General features: G+C 68.2%; 20 protein-coding genes. 7 read left to right on the top strand and 13 right to left on the bottom strand.

Features of this window, described 5'->3' with window-relative positions; genetic code table 11:
- Positions 1–6: 6 nt before the first annotated feature.
- From IBL26_RS00560 to IBL26_RS00530, 7 genes are all read right to left on the bottom strand, one after another.
- Complete coding sequence (locus tag IBL26_RS00560) at positions 7–1,671, bottom strand: ABC transporter ATP-binding protein (protein WP_187782486.1); 1,665 nt, start codon at positions 1,669–1,671, stop codon at positions 7–9.
- Positions 1,671–2,513, bottom strand: coding sequence for an ABC transporter permease (locus IBL26_RS00555; protein WP_187782485.1), 843 nt, complete (start codon positions 2,511–2,513; stop codon positions 1,671–1,673). Before IBL26_RS00555 ends, IBL26_RS00560 begins: the two co-directional genes overlap by 1 nt.
- A 2-nt stretch (positions 2,514–2,515) precedes the next feature.
- Positions 2,516–3,466 (bottom strand): ABC transporter permease, encoded by a 951-nt coding sequence (locus IBL26_RS00550; RefSeq protein WP_187782484.1) that lies wholly within the window; start codon positions 3,464–3,466, stop codon positions 2,516–2,518.
- Positions 3,467–3,538: 72 nt separating this feature from the next.
- A complete protein-coding gene (locus IBL26_RS00545; protein WP_367615337.1) occupies positions 3,539–5,152 on the bottom strand; it encodes an ABC transporter substrate-binding protein in 1,614 nt (537 codons plus the stop codon).
- 59 nt (positions 5,153–5,211) lie between these two features.
- Positions 5,212–5,925, bottom strand: a complete 714-nt coding sequence (locus IBL26_RS00540; protein WP_367615336.1) for an HAD-IA family hydrolase — start codon at positions 5,923–5,925, stop codon at positions 5,212–5,214.
- A gap of 272 nt (positions 5,926–6,197) precedes the next feature.
- On the bottom strand, positions 6,198–7,574 hold the full coding sequence (locus tag IBL26_RS00535) for an aspartate aminotransferase family protein (protein WP_187782482.1): 1,377 nt from the start codon (positions 7,572–7,574) through the stop codon (positions 6,198–6,200).
- 252 nt (positions 7,575–7,826) lie between these two features.
- Complete coding sequence (locus IBL26_RS00530) at positions 7,827–8,672, bottom strand: GNAT family N-acetyltransferase (RefSeq protein ID WP_187782481.1); 846 nt, start codon at positions 8,670–8,672, stop codon at positions 7,827–7,829.
- 332 nt (positions 8,673–9,004) lie between these two features.
- Here IBL26_RS00530 and IBL26_RS00525 point away from each other — a divergent pair, with 332 nt between their 5' ends.
- Positions 9,005–10,282, top strand: a complete 1,278-nt coding sequence (locus IBL26_RS00525; RefSeq protein ID WP_187782480.1) for an NAD(P)/FAD-dependent oxidoreductase — start codon at positions 9,005–9,007, stop codon at positions 10,280–10,282.
- Positions 10,283–10,320: 38 nt separating this feature from the next.
- Here the strand turns inward: IBL26_RS00525 and IBL26_RS00520 are convergent, their stop codons facing one another.
- The gene (locus IBL26_RS00520) at positions 10,321–10,674 is read right to left on the bottom strand and encodes a cupin domain-containing protein (protein ID WP_187782479.1); all 354 of its coding nucleotides are present in this window, start codon (positions 10,672–10,674) and stop codon (positions 10,321–10,323) included.
- A gap of 218 nt (positions 10,675–10,892) precedes the next feature.
- Here IBL26_RS00520 and IBL26_RS26040 point away from each other — a divergent pair, with 218 nt between their 5' ends.
- The 3 genes from IBL26_RS26040 to IBL26_RS00505 all read left to right on the top strand — a co-directional run bounded on the left by IBL26_RS26040 (position 10,893) and on the right by IBL26_RS00505 (position 14,667).
- Positions 10,893–11,783 carry a GNAT family N-acetyltransferase gene (locus tag IBL26_RS26040; protein ID WP_187782478.1) on the top strand — a complete coding sequence of 297 codons (891 nt, stop codon included), beginning with the start codon at positions 10,893–10,895 and terminating at the stop codon, positions 11,781–11,783.
- Between the two features lie 537 nt (positions 11,784–12,320).
- Positions 12,321–13,907 (top strand): ABC transporter substrate-binding protein, encoded by a 1,587-nt coding sequence (locus IBL26_RS00510; protein ID WP_187782477.1) that lies wholly within the window; start codon positions 12,321–12,323, stop codon positions 13,905–13,907.
- Between the two features lie 145 nt (positions 13,908–14,052).
- The gene (locus IBL26_RS00505) at positions 14,053–14,667 is read left to right on the top strand and encodes a bifunctional 4-hydroxy-2-oxoglutarate aldolase/2-dehydro-3-deoxy-phosphogluconate aldolase (RefSeq protein WP_187782476.1); all 615 of its coding nucleotides are present in this window, start codon (positions 14,053–14,055) and stop codon (positions 14,665–14,667) included.
- 80 nt (positions 14,668–14,747) lie between these two features.
- On the opposite strand, the gene IBL26_RS00500 is transcribed toward IBL26_RS00505, so the two are convergent.
- The 5 genes from IBL26_RS00500 to IBL26_RS00480 are packed head-to-tail and all read right to left on the bottom strand — an operon-like array spanning position 14,748 to position 20,814.
- Entirely contained in the window at positions 14,748–16,088 is a 1,341-nt protein-coding gene (locus tag IBL26_RS00500; protein ID WP_187782475.1) for an NAD(P)/FAD-dependent oxidoreductase, read from the bottom strand.
- A 25-nt stretch (positions 16,089–16,113) separates the two neighbouring features.
- A complete protein-coding gene (locus tag IBL26_RS00495; protein ID WP_187782474.1) occupies positions 16,114–17,820 on the bottom strand; it encodes a gamma-glutamyltransferase family protein in 1,707 nt (568 codons plus the stop codon).
- Positions 17,817–19,439: an ABC transporter substrate-binding protein gene (locus IBL26_RS00490; RefSeq protein ID WP_187782473.1), complete on the bottom strand. Its 1,623-nt coding sequence runs from the start codon at positions 19,437–19,439 to the stop codon at positions 17,817–17,819. The genes IBL26_RS00495 and IBL26_RS00490 overlap by 4 nt, the downstream gene beginning before the upstream one ends.
- Positions 19,440–19,450: 11 nt before the next feature.
- On the bottom strand, positions 19,451–19,846 hold the full coding sequence (locus IBL26_RS00485; protein ID WP_187782472.1) for a RidA family protein: 396 nt from the start codon (positions 19,844–19,846) through the stop codon (positions 19,451–19,453).
- Positions 19,847–19,869: 23 nt separating this feature from the next.
- Positions 19,870–20,814, bottom strand: a complete 945-nt coding sequence (locus IBL26_RS00480) for a Bug family tripartite tricarboxylate transporter substrate binding protein (RefSeq protein ID WP_187782471.1) — start codon at positions 20,812–20,814, stop codon at positions 19,870–19,872.
- A gap of 278 nt (positions 20,815–21,092) precedes the next feature.
- Between IBL26_RS00480 and IBL26_RS00475 the strand changes: the two genes are divergently transcribed.
- The 3 genes from IBL26_RS00475 (at position 21,093) to IBL26_RS00465 (ending at position 23,854) form a co-directional block, all read left to right on the top strand.
- Entirely contained in the window at positions 21,093–21,704 is a 612-nt protein-coding gene (locus tag IBL26_RS00475; RefSeq protein WP_367615335.1) for a helix-turn-helix domain-containing protein, read from the top strand.
- 111 nt (positions 21,705–21,815) lie between these two features.
- Positions 21,816–22,790 (top strand): Bug family tripartite tricarboxylate transporter substrate binding protein, encoded by a 975-nt coding sequence (locus IBL26_RS00470; RefSeq protein ID WP_187782470.1) that lies wholly within the window; start codon positions 21,816–21,818, stop codon positions 22,788–22,790.
- 287 nt (positions 22,791–23,077) lie between these two features.
- The gene (locus IBL26_RS00465) at positions 23,078–23,854 is read left to right on the top strand and encodes an IclR family transcriptional regulator (RefSeq protein WP_241748814.1); all 777 of its coding nucleotides are present in this window, start codon (positions 23,078–23,080) and stop codon (positions 23,852–23,854) included.
- The last annotated feature ends 6 nt before the right edge of the window (positions 23,855–23,860 follow it).

Genomic DNA, 23,860 nt, shown 5'->3' with positions numbered 1-23,860 from the left:
ACGGCCTCACCCCGGCGGAGCACGCCCCAGCTGCGGGTGATGGTCCAGCCCATCCAGCCAGCTGGGATCAAGGCGTGGGACGGAGGCCATGAGCAGCTGTGAATACGGGTGACCGGACGGGTCCCCCACCTGCATCGCCAGGCATTGCTCCAGCTTCTCGCCGCCGCGCATCACCACCACCTCGTTGCAGATTGCCTGCACCGTCGGCAGGTCGTGGCTGATGAAGACATAGGACAGGCCAAGCCCGTTCTGCAACTCGCGCAGCAGCTCAATAATCGCGGCAGCGACGACGGTATCGAGCGCGGAGGTGATCTCGTCGCACAGGATCACGCTGGGGTCCGCCGCCAGGGCGCGCGCCAGGTTGACGCGCTGCTTCTGCCCGCCGGAAAGTTCCGCCGCGTGGCGGTGCTTCAGCGGGCGGGGCAATTGCACCATATCCAGCAATTGGTCCACCCGGGCCTCCCGCGCCGCGCCGCGCAGGCTCTGGTAGAACGTCAGCGGCCGGCCGATGATCTCGCCGATCTGCTTGGCCGGGTTCAGCGCCGTGTCGGCCGACTGGAACACGATCTGCAACCGGCGCAGCTGTTCCCGGCTGCGCTGGGCAGCCAAAGGCGCCAGGCGCTGCCCCTCCAGGCTGATGCCGCCGCCACAGGCCGGCATGATGCCGGCGATGGTGCGAGCCAGCGTCGATTTGCCGCAGCCGGATTCACCGATGATGCCGATATTGCGCCCGCGCTCCACCCGGAAGCTGACATTCTTGACCGCGCGGATCAGCGGCATCGCCCGGCCCGGCACCCAACCATAGCCGGCCGACACGTCATCCACTTCGAGCACCGGCGGCGCGGCGGCTTCCGCTTCGGGCGCCGCCGGCTGCGCCGGCACCGTCTCCGGCCGGAAGGCGGCCAGCAGTGCCTTCGTGTAGGGGTGGCGCGGGGCGGAGAGGATCTGTGCGGTCGGGCCTTCCTCCTGCACCTCGCCATTCTTCAGCACGACGATGCGGTCCGCCACCTGCGCCACGATGGCGAGGTCGTGCGACACATAGACACCGCCGGCACTGGTGCCGCGCATCACCGACTTGATGGCGCGCAATACCTCGATCTGCGTGGTGACGTCCAAGGCCGTCGTCGGCTCATCGAACACCACCAGCCGTGGATCACCGATCAGCGCCATGGCGGCAGCGAGGCGTTGCAACTGGCCGCCGGAGAGCTGGTGCGGGTAGCGCGCGCCGATCCGCTCCGGCTCCGGCAGGGACAGCGCACGGAACAGCGCGACGGCGCGCGCCTCGGCCTCCGCACGCGGCATCAGGCGGTGGATGCGGGTGATCTCGATCACCTGGTCCATCACGCGCAACGACGGGTTGAAGGCCGCGGCGGCGCTTTGCGGCACGTAGGAGACGACGGTGCCGCGCAGCTTCGCACGCTCGCGCTCCGACAGCTTCGCCATGTCCTGCCCCGCGACCAGAATGCTGCCGCCGGCAATGCGGCAGCCATCCCGCGCATGGCCGAGCAGCGACAGCGCGATGGTGGTCTTGCCCGACCCGCTCTCCCCGATCAAGGCTACCATCTCGCCTTCCGCAACGGTGAGGCTGATGCCCTTGATGATCTCGATGCGCCGCCCGGCATCGGTGGTGGCATCGACGCGGAGGTCACGGATATCGACCAGCTGGGTCATCAGGCGCTCCGGTCGCGGATCTTGCGCGGTAGGTTGTCGATCAGCAGGTTGACCGAGATGGTGAGGCTGGCGATCGCCAGGGAAGGTGCCATGACCGCCGGCGCACCGAAGGGCAGGCCGCCGATATTCTCCCGTACCAGCGCACCCCAATCCGCATTCGGCGGCTGTACGCCGAGGCCGAGGAAGGACAGGCCCGAGAGCAGCAGCACGATAAAGACGAAGCGCAACCCTATATCGGCGAAGACGGGCCCGATGATGTTGGGCAGGATCTCGGCGCCGATCAGGTAGCGCGTACCCTCTCCCCGGATGCGGGCGGCGGTGACGAAATCCATGGTGCTGACATTCACCGCCAGCGCGCGCGCGAAGCGGTAGGCGCCCGGCATGTAGATCACCGCCAGCGTCATGATCAGCACCGGGATGGAAGAGCCGACGGCCGCCACCACCACCAGCCCGAACAGCTTGCTGGGAATGGAACTCAGCGCGTCCAGCCCCCGGCTCAGCACCGTATCAAGCCACCCGCCGGCCGTCGCCGCCGTCATGCCCAGCACCACGCCGGTGGTGCAGGCGATCAGCACGGCGGCGAGCGAGATGCCGACAGTGTAGCGCGTGCCGTAGATGATGCGGGAGAGCATGTCCCGCCCCAGATAGTCGCTGCCCAATGGCAGCGCCCAGCTGATCGGGCCGAAATAGTCGTCGTCGACCATGTCGCCGACGCCATGCGGCGCGAAGGCGGGGGCGGCGATGGCGGCCAGCGCCCAGAACAGGATGATGGCGAGGCTGACCCAGCCCACCAGGTTGAAGCGGAAGGCGGGCCGGCGGCTGGGCAGGGCTTGGGGGCGCATGGTCACCGCAACTTCGGGTTGGAGATGATGGCGACCATATCCGCCGTCGTGATCAGCAGCAGGTAGACGAAGCAGAAGATCATGGCACAGCTCTGGATCAACGGCAGGTCCCGCGTGGCCACGGCATCGACCATCAGCTTGGCGATGCCGGGATAGTTGAAGATGGTCTCGACGATGATGACGCCGCCCAGCAGGTAGGAGAGCGAAAGGGCCACGGCATTGACCACCGGGCCGATGGCGTTGGGCAAGGCGTGGCGCAGCACCATGCGGCTGCGGGAGGCGCCTTTTAGCAGCGCCATCTCCACATACGGCGTGCCCAGCGCCTCCAGCACCGCGGCGCGGGTCATGCGGATCATCTGCGCCGAGATCACGAAGCTCAGCGTCATCACCGGCATGGCATAGACGCGCAGCAATTCGCCAAAGCTCTGCACATCGCGGGAGAAGGAGAGCGCGGGCAGCCACTGCAGCCACACGGCGAAGATCAGCACGCCCGACGTCGCCACCATGAACTCCGGCACCGAGATGACGGTGATGGTTGCGACCGTGACGGCACGGTCATAGACGCTGCCGCGCAACATGGCGGCGGTGATACCCAGCGTCAGCGCGACGGGTACCGAGAACAGGGCCGTCGCCCCCGCCAGCTTGAGCGAACTGACCAGCCGGCCGCCGATCAACGTCGTGATCGGCAGGTTGTTGGCGTAGGAGGTGCCGAGGTCGCCGGTGACCAGCCCGCCGAACCAGCGCAGGAAACGCAGGAAGGCAGGGTCATCCAGATGCATCGCGGTGCGCAGCCCGGCCACGGCTTCCGGCGTTGCGGCCTGGCCGAGCAGGATCTGCGCCACGTCGCCCGGCAGCACCTCGGTGGCCATGAAGACCACGAGCGAGACGACGACCAGCGTCAGCAGCGCGATCAGCAGGCGATGGCCCAGCATAAGCCAGAGGGTGGGATGCATGCGAACTCCCGCAAAGGGGCGTGGTGTGCCCGCCATGAGGCGGACACACGGTCGGACAAGCTGGTACGAAGCCTACCGTTCCAGCCAGACGTACTCGGCGAAGGCGTAGCCCATCATGCCGCCGAGCGGGCTATAGGCCAGGCCTTTCAACTTCTCCGAGATGGCATCGACGCTGGACATGTAGACCGGGATGACGGTGCCGGCATCGTTCGCCACCATCGCCTGCATCTCGCCATAGATCTGCTTGCGCTTGCCCTGGTCGAGCGACCCGCGCGCCTCCAGCAGCATCGCATCGAATTTCTCCGACTGGTAGCGGCTTTCGTTCCAGGGCGCGGTGGAGGCATAGAGCAGGGAGAACAGGATATCCGGCGTCGGCCGCGGGTTGATGTTGCCGAAATGCACCGGCGACTTCAGCCAGTAATTGGACCAGTAGCCATCGGACGGCACCCGCTGCAGGTCGAACTTCATGCCGATGGCGTTACCCGCCTGCTGCACGATCACCGCCATGTCCAGCGAGGAACCGGCGGCCTCGGATGCCACGATGGGGATGCTCTGCCCCAGCACACCGGCTTTCTGGAAGAGGGATTTCGCCCGCTCGGGGTCGTAGGGCTTCGGCGCCAGTTCCTCATTGCGGTAGACATTGCCGGGCGGCACCGGCTGGTCGTTGGCGATCTCGGCCAGGCCGCGCATCGCGGATTTCTGGATCTGCTCGCGGTTGATCAGGTACTTCATGCCTTCGGCGAAGCCCGCCTTGTCCCCGGGCGCGAGGTCGAGCCGGATGTTCAGGTCGGTATAGTTGCCGGAGGTGGTGCGGGACTGCACGATGTTCGGCGCCCGGTCCAGCAACCGGATGGAACGCGGGTTGATGGCGGCGGCGAGCTGGATATCGCCGGAGAGCAGCGCATTGACGCGCGCCGTGTCGTCCGCGATGGCGAAGAACTCGAAGCTGTCCAGGTAGGGGTGGCCGTTCTTGAAGTAGTTCGGGTTGCGCCGGCCGATGGAGCGGATACCCGGCTCGAACCGCTCGCAGATGAACGCGCCGGTTCCGTTGCCCTTGGAGAAATCAGTGGTGCCGTCAGCCACGATCATGAAGTGGTGCATCGCCAGGATGGTCGGCAGATCGCCATTGGGGGCGGAGAGCGTGACCTCGACCGTCAGCGGGTCCACGGCCCGGAAGCCGGCCATCTGCTTGGCGATGGCATTGACCTTGGAGCCGACGGCGGGGTCCAGATGCCGCTGCAGCGAGAACACCACGTCAGCCGCGCTCAGCGTCTTGCCGCTGTGGAAGGTGACGCCGCTGCGGAGCTTGATGGTCCAGGTCTTGGCGTCGTTGGTTTCGATCGTCTCCGCCAGCTCCATCCGTGTGACGCCCTTGTCATCCAGGAAGGTCAGCCGGTTGTAGTGTGCGCAACAGCGCACATAGTCGGTGGACAGCGAGGCCTTCGCCGGGTCCAGCGTATCGGCGGTGGAAGACGACCAGCCGGCCGCCTTGACGTGGCCGCCGGAGACCGGGGTCTGTGCCAGCGCCGTGCCGGCACGGCCGAGGATGGTGCCGGCGGCGGCAAGGCCGACGCCGCCGGCCATCAGCATCCGCAGCAACTCGCGCCGGCCAGCACCGTGGCGCAGCGCGTGCTCGACCATCGCGTCGTCGGATTTGGTCCAGTTGCAGGCATTGTTGTTGGTCACGGCAGCGTCCTTTTCTGTCGCGGTGCAGCGGGTCACGGCCAGGGGCCGCGATCGTCGTGTCAGGCCGTAACACTGGCTTCCAGCGCGTCGGCCAGGGCCGCCAGGCTGGTGAAGTGGAAGTCCGGCTTCGTGAAGCTCTCCGACGCGATGGTACCGCCATGGCCGGGCTGGGCGTGCCGGCGTTCGATCCAGCAATTGGCCAGGCCCAGGTGGCGGGAAACGCCGATATCGTGGTACTGGCTCTGCGCCACATGCAGGATCTGGTCGCGGCGTCCGCCCTCGGCTTCCACGAAGGCGAAGACCTGCTCGAAGAAGGCGGGGTCGGGCTTTTCGGTCCCGGTCTCGTCCGGGGTGAAGCCGGCATGGAAGGGCTCGCCCAGCGCCGCCGCGAAATGCGTAAAGGCCCAGCGGCGCGCATTGGTCATCGCGATCAGCCGCGCATGCCGGCCGAGCCGTGCCAGCGCCTCCACGCTATCGGGAAACGGTGTCCAGGCGGCGGCCGAATCCCGCAGCCGCGCGGCCTGCGCCTCCCCCTGTGGCAGGCCGAGCTGCGGCGCGATCACGCCGTAGACGCGCGCCAGGTCGTCTGGGAACAGCGTCGCCTCCGGCATGTAGCGGGCGGCGCGGTAGTGGCCGAGCGCGGCCTCGCCATCCACCACGACGCCGGTCTCCGCGCCGATGGCGGCGAGGCATCCGGTGATGCCCGCCTCGAAATCGATCAACGTACCGACCACGTCGAAGGTCAGGTAACGGAATTCATGCAGCTTGTTCACCACGTCACCCCCTGTCATCCGCTTCGCACGGCGCCAGGCCGGGCGCGGCCGGAGCACGCGCCAGCCCACCGTCCGGCGATGGCGGCCGGCCGGTCGATGTCCAACAGTTCCGTGTGAGGCGGTTCCGCCGGTTCTATGCCGGCTGATTGTCACCAGTGTTCCGGCAACGGCCCTGGCGAGGTGGCTGAAATGGGCGGGGCGAACCGCAGAAAATACCGAAATTGCCGCTTTGCCGGAATTTTCGCGGAAGACCCCCTTTCCGCCCGCCGCCCTCAGGCCACGGCGGCGCGCACATCCGGGTCCGCCAGCGTCTGGTCCAGCGTCCGCCGCGTACGTTCGACGATGGCATCAATCTCCGCCTCCGTGCAGCAGAGCGGCGGCGCGTAGCCGATGACGCCGTTGGCGAAGGCGCGGATGATCAGCCCGTTGTCCCAGGCGCGGTCAAAGATGCGGCGGGCGGGCTCGGCAGTGGCCGGCAGCGGGGTCTTGCGGGCCTTGTCGGTCACCAGTTCCACCGCCGCCAGCATGCCGCGCCCGCGCACGTCGCCCACCAGCGGGTGGTCGCGCAGCGCTTCCAGCCCGGCCATCAGGCGGGCACCGGCGCGGCGGCCATTCTCCAGCAGCCCGCCTTCGTACAAGCGCAGCACCTCCAGCCCCACGGCGGCGCTAACCGGGTGGGCAGAATAGGTATAGCCATGGCCGATGGCGGCGGCGCCAGCACTGTCCGCGATGGTGCCGTACACCGCGTCCGAGAGGAACACCGCACCCATCGGCACGTAGCCGGAGGTCAGGCCCTTGGCGGTGGTCATCAGGTCGGGGACGATGTCCTCCTCCTCGCACATGAACAGCGGGCCGGTGCGGCCGAAGCCGGTGATCACCTCGTCGGCCACGAACAGGATGTCCATCGCGCGGCAGGCCTCGCGCATCGCCTTCAGCCAGCCCGGCGGCGGCACCAGCACGCCGCCCGAGCCCTGGATCGGCTCGCAGTAGAAGGCCGCCACCCGCTCCGGTCCGCCCAGCGCCTCGACTTTGCTCCGCAATGCGTCGAGCGATGCGGCAATGATCGCGCCGGCGTCGCCGCCCACCGGGTTGCGGTAAGCGTAGTGGGACGGAATCTTATGCTGCCAGTCGAACGGCACGCCGAAGCCCGCGTGGAAGGCCGGCAGCGCCGTCAGCCCGGCGCCGACGGTTGAGGAGCCGTGGTAGCCCTGCTCGACCGAGATGAACTGGTCCTTCTCCGGCTTGCCGCGCGCCTGCTGGTAGTAGCGGATGAACCGCACGGTGCTGTCCACCGCGTCCGAGCCACCCAGCGTGAAGAAGACGTGGTTGAGGTCCCCCGGCGCGCGCTCCGCCAGCGCGGCAGCCAGGCGGATGGCCGGCTCCGAGCCCAGGCCAAAGTAGCCGGTGGCATAAGGCAACTCGCGCATCTGCGCGGCGGCGGCCTCGACGATACTCTCCTGCCCATAGCCGGCATTGACGCACCACAATCCCGCGAAGCCATCGACCATCTGGTGCCCGGCGCTGTCGGTCACGGTGGCACCCTTGGCCGAGCGCAGCACCCGCACCCCCGCCTTCTCATGCCCCCGATACGAGGCGACCGGATGCACCCAATGAGCGCGGTCAAGCTCGACGAGCGAATTGCTGAGCATGGAAGGTTCCTGGTTACGGAGTGTTGAAAGGTTCGGCTTGGCCAGTAGCAAAGGTCAGGGGAATGAATTTCCCTGAAACCCCGTCTTTCTTCTGCGGCACTTGGGTGCGCGGGCGGTCGGGTGGCGCGTTGACTGGCGGCGCCCGCACGTCACGTGCGGCCGCGAAAACATTCCAAACAAAAGATGGGGTTCGGGGAATTTGTTCCCCCACCTTGCCTCCTGGCGGCGCGCAACCAGCACGGGCAGCCATCCCTACCCCAGCGCCTGGCTCGCCAGCGCGAAAACCCGCAGGGGGCCCGCCGCCGCTGGCGCCCCCTCGCCCCGCATCATGGCGGTGCCGCCGCCGGCATGGGCCAACCCGTGCGCGTCCAGCCAGGGCGCCAACCCGGTGGCGGCGGGAACGTCCACACGCAGGTACTGGCCAGTACCGGCGGCAGCGAACAGGAAGCTCAGAATCGCCTGCGCCTCCGCCACCGTGCCGGCGATCACCGGGCCGGCGACCTGGCCGCGGCCGAACGCGCGCAGCGCGCCGTAGCCCAGCACCTGGCCATCCGCCGGGCTGCGAAGTACCGCCAGCCGGGCATGGCCGGCCAGCCACTCCAGCAACGTGGCACGGTCCATGCCAAGCGCGGTGGCATCCATCGCCGCGAAGGTGCCGACATCACCGGGCTGCGCCCAGGCGACGGCGGCGTCCGGCGCTTCGGGCAGCATCAGCGCGCCCTGGTGCTGGCGAATCTCGTGTGTCACGCGGAAGCCCAGCGTCTCGTACAGCGGCAGCCCGTCCCGCGTGGCCACCAGCCGAACGGCGCGTTGCCCGCACAGCGCCAGCGCCTCCCGCATCAGCCGCCGGCCGAGGCCGCGCCCGCGCAGCGCGGCATCGACGATCACCAGGCTGATGGTGGCGGTCTCGCCGAACGGCGTCACCATCGCCGTGCCGGCTACCCGGCCATCCTCGCCCAGCGCCACGATGCCCTGGCCAAGGGAAAGCGCCATCGCCCAATCCTCCCGCCGATGCGGCCAGCCCAGGGCCTGCGTCAGCCCGTAGGCTTGATCGAGATGGGTGGCTTCGAGGCGGCTGAGGACGATTGCATCCGACATCACGTAACCCTGTGCGGCACTGATTGCATCAGGCGCCGTTGTAGCGCGGCCGCCGGCGCAGGTACGGCCGAGATGCGCCGCGCGGTGCTATCTTCCGCCGTCGGCACGGCGCGCCACCGCAGGTCCTGCCGTGGCGGCGCGGCACAACTCTCTGCCGAACGGCCGCGCCGATATGGAACAATCTGCTTCCCACCATGCCGCAAGCGGCCACGGGCCGCGCGGCGCGGCCGCTATGATGCCAGCCGCATCCACGAGGATTCCGCCAGCATGACGCCCTTCCGGCCCAACGAGACCGCCGCCATCCCGGTGGCCGGGCAGTGAGCGCCCCCGGCATGCGCTTCGCCTCCTACTGGCAGGAGACCGCACCCCCCTTCGCAGGCGCCACGCCCGGCCCGGCCTCCGGCCGCTACGACGTCGCGGTGGTGGGCGGCGGCTTCACCGGGCTGGCGGCGGCGCTGACCCTGGCGAAGGCCGGCGCCAGCGTGGTGGTGCTGGAAGCCGGCAAGGTCGGCGGCGGCGCCTCCGGCCGCAACGGCGGGCATGTCAATAACGGGCTCGCGCACAGCTTCATCGCCGCCAAGGCAGAACTGGGGGCGGAGCGCGCGGTCGCGCTGTACCGTGCCTTCGACGCCGCGGTGGATACGGTGGAGCGCATCGTGACGGAGGAGGCGATCGACTGCGCCTTCCGCCGCTCCGGCAAGTTGAAGCTCGCCTCCAAGCCGAAGCATCTGGAGGCGATGCAACGCAATTTCGAGGTGCTGCACCGGGAGGTGGACCCCGACACCGCCATGCTCACCCGCGCCGAGCTGGCGCCCGAGATTGGTACCGAGCAGGCGCATGGCGGCATGCTCTCCCGCAAGAGCGCGATGATGCATATGGGCCGCTTCGCCGCCGGGCTGGCCGGCGCCGCCGCGCGGCATGGCGCCGTGATCCACGAGAACGCCGCCGTCACCGGCCGCACGATGGCGGATGGTCAGCATGTGCTGCAGGTCGCGGGCGGCGAAGTGCGGGCGCGCGAGGTGATGCTGGCCACCGGCGCCTACACATCCGGCCCCTTCGCCTGGTTCCGCCGCCGCATCGTGCCCGTAGGCAGCTTCATCCTGGCCACCCGGCCGCTGAGTCCGGCCGAGGCCGCCGCCTGCGTGCCGGGCAACCGCACCTATGTGACCTCGCTCAATATCGGCAACTACTTCCGCCTGGCACCGGACAGACGCCTGATCTTCGGCGGCCGCGCCCGATTCTCCGCCCGCTCGGACCAGAATTCGGATGCGAAGAGCGGCGCCATCCTGCGCGCCAGCCTGGCGCGGATGTTCCCGCAGCTGGGCGATATCGGCATCGACTATTGCTGGGGCGGGTTGGTGGACATGACACAGGATCGCTACCCCCGCGCCGGGCGGCAGGACGGCGTCTGGTACGCCATGGGCTATTCCGGCCACGGCACGCAGATGTCGACCCATATGGGCGTGACGATGGCGGAGACGATCCTGGGCCGGCCGGACCGCAACCCGGTGCAGGGGCTGGCCTGGCCCGCCGTGCCGGGCCATTTCGGCCAGCCCTGGTTCCTGCCGCTGGTCGGGCTGTACTATAAGGCGCTCGACCGCCTGAAATAAGGCCTTCGGGCCGGGACCTAGCGTCCCGGCCCGAAGGGTCAGCCGACGGTGACGTAGACCTTCCGCACCGTCTCGATCGTCTTCCAGATGCCCTTGAAGCCGGGCTTCAGGATCAGGCTGTCCCCGGCGCGGAACACGCGCGGCGCGGCGCCTTCCTCGGTCAGTTCCACAACGCCGGAGAGGATCTGGCAGAACTCGAAGGTGCTGCCCTTGGCGCTGCGCGTCTCGCCCGGAGTCGCTTCCCAAACGCCGCTGCAGATGTCGCCGTCATTGGCCTCGTCCTGCGCCCAGGTCTTGAAGTGTGGATCGCCGGCGATCAGCTTCTCCGGCGCCGGGCGCCCAAGCACCGGCTCGGTCGTGGGATTGTGGTCGATGGCGACGAGGAGGGACATGTCGGTTCCTTACGGTGAGAGGGATGGCGTGCAGCCGAGCCATTGTGCCCATGATAGCCTCAGCTGCGCCGATTCCGCGCCGGATGCCAGGGCGAAGGCAGCGGAAGCTACCGAATCGGCCGGGCAAAACGACGCTTCATGTGGGGCGGTGCCGGTATAATGGCGCCAACCGGGTGGGACGGCAGGCTTGCCGCGCCGCCGCCGAAAGGGACCAGGACGTGACGGGCGATGTACATTTCCGGCTCGACCCCTTCGAGCTGAGTCTGCGGGACATCGCCGAGGTGGAACTGGCGCAGCTGCATGCGCTCACCGTCGGCGTCTCCTGGCCCCACCGTGCGGGCGACTGGCAGATGCTGCGCGAGCTCGGCCAGGGCCTGGTGCTGGTCGATGAGATCGGCCGCGTCGTCAGTTCCGTGATGTGGTGGCATTACGGCCCGGCCTTCAGCATGGTCGGCATGCTGGTCACCTCCCCACGGTTGCAGGAGCAGGGCGCCGGGCATTGGCTGATGGCGGAGGTGCACCGCCGCAACCCGGGCCGCCGGCTGGGCCTGACCGCCACCCGCGCCGCGCGCCGCCTGTACCGGTCCCTGCATTACGGCTTTGGGCAAGAAGTCTGGCAGTGCCAGGGCATCGCGCAGCGCCCGCCCGGCTCGGACGCGGACGCGGACGATGCCGGCCTGCGCGACATGACCCCCGCCGACCTGCCCAGCCTGCTGCGCCTCGACCAGACGGCCATGGGCTGCGACCGGTCGGAGGTGCTGGCGCGGCTGCTGGCGGAATCGGCGGGTCGCGTGCTGGAGCGGGAGGGGCAGGTCGTCGCCTACGCCCTCTGCCGCCCCTTCGGGCGCGGGCATCTGGTCGGGCCGGTGATCGCGGCCACGCAACAGGATGCGATTGCGGTGACGCTGCCGCATGTGCGGGCGCATGAGGGCCGCTTCCTGCGCGTCGACGTGCCGGCCACCGCCAAGGCCTTCGCCGCCGAAATCCACCTTTGCGGCCTGCCGATCTATGATTCCGTGACTGCCATGGGCCTGCACGGCCCGCCCCTGCCGGCCCCGATACCGGGCGAGGCGCGGCGCTTCGCCCTGGCCAGCCAGGCGCTGGGCTGAGCGGGCAGCCTGGCGCGGCGCCTGGCCGCGCTACTCCCCGCACCGGCAAACGGATTGTCCGCGCACCCCGGCGCTAGCCTGGGTCATCCCGGTGCCGGCAGCCAGCACGATACGCGGCAAATAAGCCATTGTGTGTCGATCGGCGTCAGGCCGAACGGCGCTCCGCACGATCCGGCACCGTATCCAAGCTCGGCGCCTGTCCGTGATGCAGCCGCAGCATCTGCTCCAGCACTTGTTCCATCTGCGGCTCCGACGGCACAGGGCTGCGTCGGTGCCGACACACCGCCAAGCGCACCTGTCGGCACCCCCCGGCCGTCACGGGCCAAAACGTCCGCGCACTGCACGGACGTCCATCTGCCACATCCCTGGCCTCCCAAGATGTACGCAGTAGGCCATTACAATATATCAAATTTGACAGCATTCTGCGCGAATCCGGCCATTTAATCGCACTTGCGCCCATAATGGCTTTAGTTTGATATACGATAATAGCGTCTGGCCCCTGGCTCGGCCCGCGCGTTTCCACAGGAGCGCCTTCCCATGCCACAACGCCGAACCGTGCTGACATCCGCCCTCGCCGCCGCCGCGGCGCCGCTCTTCAGGCCAGCCATCAGCCACGCACAGGCCCGCTCGGTCCTGAAATTCATCCCGCAATCGGACCTCGCCCTGCTGGACCCGGTGCAGACCACCGGCCTCACCACCCGCAACCACGGCGCCATGGTGTTCGACACGCTCTATGGCCTGGACGGCAACTTCGTGCCGCAGCCGCAGATGGTGGCGGGCCATACGGTGGAGGATAACGGCCTCACCTGGCTGATCACGCTGCGGCCGGGCCTGACCTTCCATGACGGCACCCCCGTCCTGGCGCGGGACGCCGCCGCCAGCATCGAACGCTGGTGCCGCAACGACGCGCTGGGCCAGACGCTGCGCGCGACGGCGGATGAGATCACCGCAGCCTCGGACAGCGTGATTCGCATCCGCCTGAAGAAGCCCTTCCCGCAATTGCCCTTCGCGCTCGGCAAGGCCTCCAGCGTCTGCTTCATCATGCCGGAGCGCCTGGCGCGCACCGATATCTCCATCCAGGTGACGGAGATGGTGGGCAGCGGCCCCTTCCGCTTCCTGGCGGGGGAACGCATGGCCGGCCAGCGCGCGGTGTACGAAAAGTTCACCGGCTACGTGCCGCGCAGCGAGCCGCCAAGCTTCATGGCCGGCGGCAAGGTGGTGAAGCTGGACCGGGTGGCATGGCACACCATCCCCGACGCCTCCACCGCCGCCGCCGCGTTGCAATCGGGCGAGATGGACTGGTGGGAACAGCCGATTCCCGATCTGCTGCCCATGCTGAAGCGCAGCCGAAACATTACCGTCGCGGTGAAGGACAAGGGCGGCTACCTCGGCATGATCCGGTTCAACCAGTTGCATCCGCCATTCGACAACCCGGCCATCCGCCGCGCCTTCCTCGCCGGGATCAACCAGTCGGACTACATGACCGCCACCATGGGCGACGACACCAGCCTTTGGCAGGACAAGGTCGGCTTCTTCACCCCCGGTTCCCCGTTGGCGAACGATGCCGGGATGGAGGCGCTGACCTCGGCCCGCAGCCTGGACCGCGTAAAGCGCGCGCTGGAAGAAGCAGGCTACAAGGGCGAGAAAGTGGTGTTCATCGTCCCCAGCGACCTGCCGGCACTGAATGCGATGAGCGAGATCACCGCCGACATGTTCCGCCGCACCGGCATCAACCTGGACTACCAGCCGCTGGATTGGGGCACGGTGCTGCCGCGCCTGTCTTCCCGCAACGCACCGGACAAGGGGGGTTGGAGCGTGTGGTGCAACTACCTGCCCGGCGTGGTGGCGGTGAACCCGGCGGGCAATTCCTTCATGCGCGGCATCGGCCAGCGCGGCCCGGTCGGCTGGCCCACCAGCGAGCGGATCGAGCAACTGCGCGACAGCTTCCTGGTGGCAACGGACGAGGCCGAGCAGAAGCGCATCGCCACCGAGATGCAGCGCCAGGCCTTCCAGGACCTGCCGTACATTCCCACCGGCTTCTACTACCAGCCCACTGCATTCCGGGCGAATATCCGCAACATCGTCGACGGCTTCCCGGTCTTCTGGGGGGCGGAGAAGACGTAGCGCAGGCCGGGCGTTCACTCTTGTTCCAGTGACGGAGGCGCTGTTTGATGCCAGCGTCTCCTCATCGCCCTCTCTCAGCCAGGATCAGCCCGTGCTGCAAGATCAGACTCAGGAAACGTCACCGCCCCAGCCTTCGGTAAGCGCGTTGCTGCAGCACAGCACGCCGCTCATCGCCATCCTGCAGGTGGACCGGCTGGAAGATGCCGCGCCGCTGCTGGATGCGTTGGAAGATGCCGGCATTCCCGCCATCGAGGTGACGCTGCGCACGCCGCAGGCCTTGCCGGTGATCGAGGCCATGTGCCAGCGCGCCACCCGCGCCGTCATTGGCGCCGGCACGCTGACCCGCCCGGCGCATTTCACCGCCGCCCGGGATGCCGGCGCCCGCTTCCTGGTCAGCCCCGGCTTCACGCCCGCCCTGGCGCAGGCCGCGCAGGAGGTCAGGCTCCCCTTCATCCCCGGCGCCGTGACGCCGGGCGAGGTCCTGGCGGCCCGCGAGCACGGCTTCCTGGAACTGAAGTTCTTCCCGGCCGAGTTGCATGGCGGCCCCGCCTGGCTGCGCCACATGCAGCCGCTGTTTCCCGATATCCGCTTCTGCCCCACCGGCGGCGTCTCCACCGCCAACCTGCGCGAGTATCTCGGCCTGCCCAATGTCTTCGCCGCCGGCGGCGTCTTCATGGCACCACGGCAGAGCATCCAGGACAGGGACTGGGCCGGCATCCGCACGCTGGCCAAGGCGGCGATGCAGGCGGGCGCTCAGTAGGGCGACACGCGAAGTGCTTCGGTGGGATGGGCGATGGCCGTCCCGCCGAAGGTGCTAGCGGCGCCCTTACCAATCGCCGATCAAATCATGCCGGGCTGCCGGATCGGCGATCCATCGATGAGCCGGTCCAGGCGAAACTCCTCCGGCGCGACGATGGGCGAAACGCCGAGGATCAGGTCCGCCGCCAGCCTGCCCGCCCCTGGCCCGATGCCGAAGCCGTGCCCGCTGAAGCCGGTGGAGAGGAACAGGCCCGGCAAGGCATCGATCGGCGCGATTACCGGCACGGCGTCTGGTGTGGAATCGATCCATCCCCCCCAGGTGGCCTGCGCCCGCGTCCCCGCCAGCGCGGGCCAGGAACGGGCGAGCTGCGCCAGAGCGGGCTCCTCCACGCCCTGGCTCGGCTTCGGGTCGAGGATGCGCATGTCCTCTGCCTCGAACAGCGTTGGCCGGTCGAAGGACCACCGCCCCATATGCGCGTCCGGCCCACGGAAAAAGGAAGCTCCCATGCCGAAGGATACGCTGTTCCAGCGGCTCACCAGCGTCGGCCAGAACTTGCGGGCATGCCGGAGGCCGGCCGGCGTCAGCTCGATCCGGCCGCGGTTATTGGCAGCGACGATGTAGCCACCATTCTCCCGCCGGCTGATGGTGATCTCGGGCGTGTTCATGCCACCCGCCGTTACGTTGGGGGCTTCCTGGGTCAGGAAGACGGTGGAGCGGATGCTGGCCTGTGGCAGGTCCACGCCGTGCCGCCGTAGCATCATGGAGGACCAGGCGCCGCCGGCCAGCAGCACCGCGCCGGCACGGATGCGCCCCTTCTCGGTAATGACGCCGGCGACGCGGCCGGCGGTCATATCCAGGCCTCGCACGGCGCAACGCTGGTGAATGGTGGCACCGGCGCGTCGCGCGGCCTTCGCCAGGGTCGGCACCGCGATGAAGGGATCCGCCATCCCATCCGTTGGCGAGGCGACGCCGCCGATCCAGGCCCCGTCATTGCCGGGTGTGGCGGCGCGGGCCTCCTGCGCCGTCAGCATACGGCTGTGAACCTGGTACTGGCGAGCCATGTCGACCCAGCCCTGCCAACGGTCCATATCAGCCTGGGAGCGGGTGACGTAGACCAGCCCGTCGCGGCGGAAGCCGTAATCGCCGCCGGTCTCGGCGCGCAGCCCATCCCACAGTTCCAAGCTGCGCTGCATCAGCGGGATTTCCCGCTCGTCGCGGTTCTGCACGCGGCACCAGCCCCAGTTGCGGCTGGATTGCTCGCCGGCGATCACACCCTTCTCCAACACGGCGACGGACTGGCCCGCCTTGGCCAGATAGTAGGCGGCGGCAACGCCCGCGATGCCGCCGCCGATAACGGCGACATCCACAGCGTCCGGAAGGGCGGCATCGTTCTGCACCGGCATAATCGGCGGAAGGGCCATGTGCTTTCTCTCTTCGTCAGTCGGGCTACATCGCCAGGGCGTAGGCAGGGCGGCGCGGGTCGGCGCCGGCCATCTTCGTCCCGGTCACCGGGTCGTAGCGCACGGCCTCGACACTGCCGGCCAGGTAGGTCCAGTCGGGCCAGTCCTGGATGTCGTGGCCACGGGCCCGCAGGTCGTCGCGGACCGAGGCGGGGATGCGGGCCTCCACCGCCAGCCGCGCCGGGAAGTAGTCGTAGGGCGCGAAGGAGGAGGGGAAGGAGTAGGTGGCGACGCGGGGCGCCTCGATCGCTTCCTGCAGGTCCATGCCGAAATGCAGGTGGTTCAGCAGAACCTGCATCATCGCCTGGATCTGGACATCGCCACCCGGCGTGCCGAAGGGAATGATGGCGCCCTCCCGCGTCACCGCCAGGGCGGGGTTGGGCGTCAGCCGCGGCCGGCCACCAGGCCGCACGCCGCTGGGATGCGCCGGATCGGGGCGCGACTGCGACCCGCGGCCGGAGGCGACGAAGCCAAGGCCAGGAATGACCGGCACGTTCCAACTGCCGTCGCTGGGCGTGGCGGAGAAGGCATTGCCCTCCCGATCCACCACCGCGACATAGGAAGTGTCAGGCTCGATGGCCGCGACCAGCCGCTCGCTGGGGTCGTGCGGGCCGGTGCCACGGTTCAGCCGCGGCGGGGGCATGCCAGCATGCGCGCGCGCCGGGTCGATCTCCGCCACGCGAGCGGCGAGATGCGACGCGCCGAGTAGCGCGTCCAGCGGCACATCCGTGAAGGCGGGGTCGCCGAAATGGTATTCCCGATCCGCCATCGCGACCTTCAGGCATTCGGCGACGAGGTGCAGGTAGTCGGCGCTGTTATGCGCCATGTCCTGGAACCCGGCCTGCTCCATCAACAGGAGCGCTTCCAACAAGGCCGGGCCCTGGCACCAGGGGCCGGAGGTCGTCACCTGATGCCCCTGCCACTCCCGCGTGACCGCCGGCTCGATCCGCGAGCGGAAATTCGCGAGATCCTCGGCGGAGAGATAGCCGCCTTCCTGTTGCATGAAGGCGACGATCTTCTGCGCGATATCGCCCCGGTAGAATGCAGAATGCGCGGCCTCCAGCCCGACCTCACGGCCGCCCTTGGCACGGGCGCTGCGATCTTCATCCGCCATGTAGCGGATGGACGCCGCCAGGTCGGACTGGATGAACAATGCACCAACCGGGTGCGGCTTGCCGCCGGGCAGGAAGATCGGGCGGTTGGATGGCCAGGAAGCATAGTCCTTCCGGTGCAGCTCGATGCTCTCGGCGAACATGGGATACACCGGGAAGCCTTCGGCGGCGAAACGGATGGCGGCCTCGGCGACTTCGGCGAACCCCATGGTGCCATGGCGGCGCAGCGCCGTGATCCAGGCATCGGGCGCGGCCGGCACCACGGTGCGCAGCACGCCCTTGGGCATCTTGCCACCATGCTCACGCATGAAGAGGTCCGGCGGCAGCGACATCGGCCAGTGGCCCAGGCCCGCGATGCTCTCGATACGGCCATCAGCGCGGCGGATCAGAATAGGCGCGACACCGCCGAAATTTACGATATCCGGCTGCACGACACCCAGGACGAGGCCGGCCGCGACGCCGGCATCGATAGCATTGCCGCCGGCTTCCAGGATGGCGAGCCCGGCGGCGGATGCAAGGTAATGCCCGGCGCTGATCGCGTGCCGAGGGCCGCCGACAAGGGGGCGGGTGGTCGTGGTCATTGGGCCGGCCTCGCGTTCTGCGCCACCAGTTGTTCGTCCATGCGCGGTTCATAGACCACGCCCCTGCGGGCGGCGACGACGGTGACCTGATTATACATCGGGATGATCGGCACCTCGTCGATCGCGCGCCGCATCACTTGGCGCAGCCTGTCTTCGCGGTCCGGCCCGGAATAGGACACGGCGGCCTGGATGGCCCTGTCCATCTCCGGCTGCGAGAAGCTGCCACGATTGCCCTGGCCATAGGCTTCCCGCACGTTGCGAGAATGCACCGACGTGGAGAGGATATAGCTGGCATCGCGCGAGGATGAGAGCGACAGGCCATAGAGCATGACCGGAAAGTCGTTCCTGCCTTCGACCGTGCGGGGAAAGAAGACACTGCCCGGCATGGTCTCCACCTTCGCCTGGAAGCCGGCGCGGGTGAACATCTGACCTACCACCTGGCAGACGCGCGCATCATTGACGAAGCGGTTGTTGGAACAGCCGACGGTGAGGCCGAACCCGCGCGGATAGCCGGCTTCTGCCAGCAGGCGGCGCGCACCCTCAGGGTCGGCGGCGGGGGGCATGAAGCTGGGGTCGAAGGCGCCGAATTGCTGCGGCACCATCTGCCCCGTCGGCACCGCCTGGCCGTCCAGTGCCCGTTCGGCCAAAGCCGTGCGGTCCAGCGCCATGGATAGCGCCCGGCGCACGCGCACGTCGCGCAGCGGGTTATTGGGCAGCGGCTTGCCATCCGCGTCCGTCAGCATCGCCAACCTCTCGGCGCCGACATGCGGGATCAGGAACATGATCCGGTCCGAGTTGCGCCGGAAGACGCTGACGCGGTTGTCACGCTCCAGCCGGGCGACATCGCCGGGCGGCACGCTCTCGATCACATCCACATCGCCAGAGAGCAAGGCGGCGAGCCGGGAGGCATCGCTGCCGATGACGCGGATCTCGACCTTCTCAAAGCCCGGCGCGACGCCCCAATAGGTCGGGTTGCGCACGAGCGACATGCCTTCCGAGCCATGCAGGGCCACCAGCCGGAAGGGGCCGGTGCCGATGGCGGCCTTGCCACTGTTGAAATCGGCGGTGCTGGACCCGGCGGCCGAGCCATCTCCCCGCGCAGCGATATGGGAGACGACGAAGATATTGGTCAGCTGGCCCATCAGCGTCGGGTTGGGCCGGTCCGTCTTGATGCGGACGGTATGGGAATCAACCACCTCCACCGCGGCAATGGTACGGAGATTGGAGATGTAGGGACCTGGATTATTCGGGACCGCTGACACGCGGGCGATGGAGAAGGCGATATCCTCAGCCGTGAACGGGCTGCCGTCCTGGAACTGCACGCCCTCGCGCAGCTTCAGCACCCAAGTGGTGGCATCCGTCGCTTCCCAGGATTGCACCAGGCCGGGGATGAAGCGGCTCTCGGCATCGCGGTTGATGACGCTGTCGTAGATCTGGCGCGCTGCGGCCATGTTGGGGCCAACGAAGAGGAAATGCGGATCGACCCCGAAAGGCGCCTCCACCGCGACCGTCAGCGTGCCGGGCGGCGAGGCCGCCTGCACCGGACCCGGCTGCAGCAGCATTCCGGCCCCCAGGGCCGTGCCGAGGAAGAACGCCCTGAAGCCTGGAAATCGGTGCATGATGGGTATCCTCAGGCTTCGGCGATGCAGTCGATGGAGACCAGGAAATCCGGATGCGCCAGGCGGGCGGATTCCGTGGTCTGCCGCGCCGGGAAGTTGTCTTCATCGAAATAGGTACGGAACGTCGCGTCGAATTCCGCGTAGCGGGTCATGTCGGTCAGTGCGACATTCATCTTCACCGCGCGGTCGAGCGAACTGCCTGCTTCTGCCAAAATCGCCTGCATATTCTGCATGACCTGATGGATCTGCGCGACCAGATCGCCCTTCGCGATCTCGGCCTTCATCCGCTCACTTCCCTTGAACGGCGTGACGCCGGTGACGAAGACAAAGCCACCTGCCTTGACCGCGTGATTGACCGCGGAACGCATCGGCGTCACTCGCGCCGAGGTGATGATCTCTCTGGCCATGGCTTCCTCTTTTCTTTTCCGGTTCAGTCCTGCGTCAGGCCGATCGCGGCGATGAGCTTGCCGAGCCGTTCGTGGTCCTGGCGAATCTGTGCCGTGAGCTGCGTCGCGCCCAGCGGAAACGGCGCGACGCCCAGCGGCAGCAGGTCGGCGAAGCGCGGATCATTGACCGTCGCCTGGATCTCCTCAGCGGCGGCCTGGGTCACTGCGGCCGACGTCCCCTTCGGAAAGAAGGTCGCCGACCAGGCGTTGAGTAGTTGCACGTCCGGCGCGACTTCGCGGAACGTGGGAACGTCCGGAAAATCGGCGCTGCGACGTACACTGTTGAAGGCGATGGGGCGCAGGGTGCCCGCTTTCATATGCGGCACGGTGATGCTGGCGGAATCCATCGTCACCTGAACGCGGCCGGCCAGCAGGTCGGTATTGGCTGCGGCGCTGGTGCGATACGGAATATGCTGCAGCGGAAAATCCAGCGACCGGCGCAAGGTCTCGATATTCAGGTGCGGCACCGTCGCATTGCCGGGCGAGCAATAGAATAGGGGATCATTCGCCGGGCGTGCCCGCGCATATGCCACAAGTTCCGCAAGTGTCCGTACCGGCAGCGACGCATTGACCGCCAGGAAGGCGCTGGACACCGAGACGCCCGCCACGGGAACGAGGTCGGTAAAGGGGTCGTACTGCACGGCCTGCTTGGCGGCGTGCGGCGCGATGGCCAGCGCGGCGACGGACACCATGCCCAGCGTGCTGCCATCGGCTGGCCCGCGGATGAGGTTGTAGGTACCCAGCATGCCGCCCGCGCCAGGCTGGTTATCGACCACAAGGTGCTTGCCGCTGCGGGCCGCGAAGGCATCGACGAAGACCCGCGCGACCTGATCGGTGATATTGCCGGCCCCGTAGGGAACGATCAGCTTGGTCAGGCTGCGGGTGGTTTGGGACAGAGCCCCTCGGGGCATACCCGCAACGCCCAGCATGGAGAGTAGCAGGAACCGCCGCCGGTCCGCGCCCGGCGCTGCACGGCGGTGCAGGGCTCCGGCACTCCCCGGAAGCGTTTCCTCATCCCGGAGCGCTGGCTCGGAGGACTCGCGCATACACGCCATGGTTTCACCTGCATTAATATGCTTGCCTCGATAGTCACTGCAACTAAATGATCATGTCAACAACGTTCCGGGTGGGGTGCTTGAAAGCCCGGCGGCTTCGGGACGTGATATCACGAGGCGCGAACAGCGAACCTAAATGAGGAGACAGCTTGGTGGCAGGACCGTCGGATGGAGTTGATTCACCAGGCACGGCCGAGTTCGACGACGGGCGCGACAGCGACCGCCGCCTTGGCGAGTGCATCCGTGCCATCCGGCTCAGCAGGAACATGTCCATCCAGGAGCTGAGCCGCCGTACCGGCCTGTCCAACGGCATGGTCAGCCAGCTGGAGCGTGGCCTCACCACCCCCTCCGTCAGGTCCCTGCGGCTGATGAGTCAGGCGCTGCTAGTGCCGATTTCGCATTTTTTCGACCCGGAGCCGGTGCAGGCGCCCAACCCCCACATCGTCCGGCGCGGCGAACGTCATTTCCTGCGCCTGACGTCGAGCGGCGTGCTCAAGGAACTGCTCTCGCCCAAGGACGCCGGGTCGGTCGAGATGTACGAGTTGACGATTTCCCCGGACGGTTCATCCGGCTCGGACTTCCTGACCCATGAAGGCTGGAAGGCGGGCTACATCCTGGCGGGACGAATCAGGCTGTGGCTGGATCAGTCCCCGCATAGTCTCGAACCCGGCGATAGTTTCCTGTTCCCGGGAACCATGCCCTACATGTTCGACAATCCCGGCCGGGAGACTGGAAGAATGCTCTGGTTCAGCATGAAGGCATGAGGCGGTCCGGGCGCTCTGGAATTGCCGGCGCCGACCTAGCCGCCGCTCCGCATTCGTGAGACGATTCCACCACGCTCATGATCGCGTCACGAACACACTGAGGAACGTTGAATGCTCTCCCGTCGTCTTCTGCTCGGGTCCGCCGGTGCCGCCGCCCTTTCGGGTGCGGCCAGCGCCCAGGGCGCCTATCCCAACCGCCCTGTTCGCCTGATCTGCCCCTACCCCGCGGGCGGCGCGACGGACGTGCTGACACGCATCCTGGCGGAAGGGCTGCGGGAGCAGCTGGGCCAGCCCGTTGTGGTCGAGAACCGGTCCGGCGCCGGGGGCAATATCGGGGTGGATGCGGTGGCGAAGTCCACGCCCGATGGCTACGTGCTGGGCACCGCGCCCGTCGGGAACTTCGTCATCAATCCCTTCCTGTACCGGGACATGCCGTATGATCCGGTGCGCGACCTCACCGCCGTGTCGCTCACCTGGGAAGTGCCGAACGTCGCGGTCGTGGCCGGCAAGTTCGTGCCTGCCAAGTCGATGAGCGAGTTCCTTGCCTGGGCCAAAGCGAAGCCGGGCGGGGTGGTGTACGGCACTTCAGGCGTCGGCACCTCTGCGCATCTGTGTTCGGAGCTGCTGTTCAAGCGCGCCGGCGTCGCCTGCACCCACGTGCCGTTCCGCAGCGCCGCCCAGGTCATCCCGGCCATGCTGTCCGGCGACGTGGATTTCGCCATCGACAACCTGGCTTCCTATGCGGGCATCATCCAGCAGGGACAGATGACGGCGCTGGGCATCACCACCGCCCAGCGCTGGCCGACGATGCCTGAGATTCCCACCATGGCGGAAGCCGGCGTTCCGGATTTCGTGGTCACGGCCTGGTCCGCGCTGATCGGCCCCGCCGGGCTTCCGGCCCCGATCCAGGAACGGCTTGCCACGGCGGTGAAGAACGTCGCTGCCGACGCGGCGGTCCGCCAGCGCTTCCTCACCGCCGGCGGCCAGGCGCTGGCCACCACACCCGCCGGCGCCCGCGCCCGCATGGACCAGGAGCGGCCGATGTGGAAGGAGATGGTGGAGCTCTCCGGCGCCCGGATGGAGTAGCCACTCCCGGCCGGCGGTCTCTAGCCCTGCCGGCAGCGGACGGATTGCTTCCAGCATGTCCCCTACACGGTACAGGCATAGCAAGGCCGGAAGCGCCACGCCGGGCCCATCCCAACGTCCAGCCGGGTGGCGCGCAGTGCGTGTCAGGTCCATGTGGAGGCCCTTCCCGGCACGATTCACGCGGGACCTGATATTTCCGGCGCGGCACCGGCGTAGTCCTAAATCCTCCTGTTCCATCCTGGCGGGGCGCCAGGGTGGTTCGTCCCATACGCCCACGGGTCGCGATAATGCCCAAGAACCTATCGTGCCCTCCGCGCCAGGAGGGCACAGCCAGCCTGCGGCGCGCCCTGGCTCTGTTGAGGGAGCTCGGCTCAGCCGACGAGGCCGGGCTCCGGCTGACAGAGTTGGTCAGCCGCACCGGGCTGGAGACATCGACGGCGCATCGCCTGCTCGCCTGCCTGGTCGAGGAAGGCTTCCTGCAGAAGCTGGACAGCAAGCGCTACATGCTGGGCCCGCAAATGTTCGAGCTCGGCCTCGTCTCCGCCGTGCGAATGGACCGCCACGCGGCGGCGGAGGAACCGCTGCGCGCCCTCGTCGCCCGCACCGGTACCATCGCCGCGCTCAATCAGCGCAGCGCGTGGGAAACCATCTACCTGAAGCGGGTGTCCTGCCCGGACCCTGGCATCACCATCCGGGGCGCGGTCGGCACGCGCCTGCCCATCGGCATCGGCGCCGGCGGCATCGCCCTGCTGGCGAGCATGGAGGCCGGAAAGGCCGAGGAACTGCTGCAGGCCAATGACCGCCGCTACCGCCGCTTCCATCGCCATGCGCCGGACCTGCTGCGCCGCCGGCTGGATCGGGCACGCCAGGACGGCTTCGCCGTGACGGAGAGCTTCCGCCATCCCGGCGTCCACGCCCTCGGCCTCGTCATCCCGGCGGCGGCGGGGCGGGAGGAACTTTCGCTCGGCCTGGTCGGCCCCGGCATCGATGCCGGCCGGCCGGACCGTCTGATCGCCGAGATGCAGCGCACCGCGCGGGAGGTCGCCGCCGCCTGCGGCAGTTGAGCCATG

Origin of the sequence: Teichococcus aerophilus (assembly GCF_014490485.1) — a bacterium.
In the GTDB taxonomy this organism is placed as follows: domain Bacteria; phylum Pseudomonadota; class Alphaproteobacteria; order Acetobacterales; family Acetobacteraceae; genus Pseudoroseomonas; species Pseudoroseomonas aerophila.
Note: the sequence above shows the minus strand (reverse complement) of the source record. Positions and strands in the feature narration are given on the sequence as shown.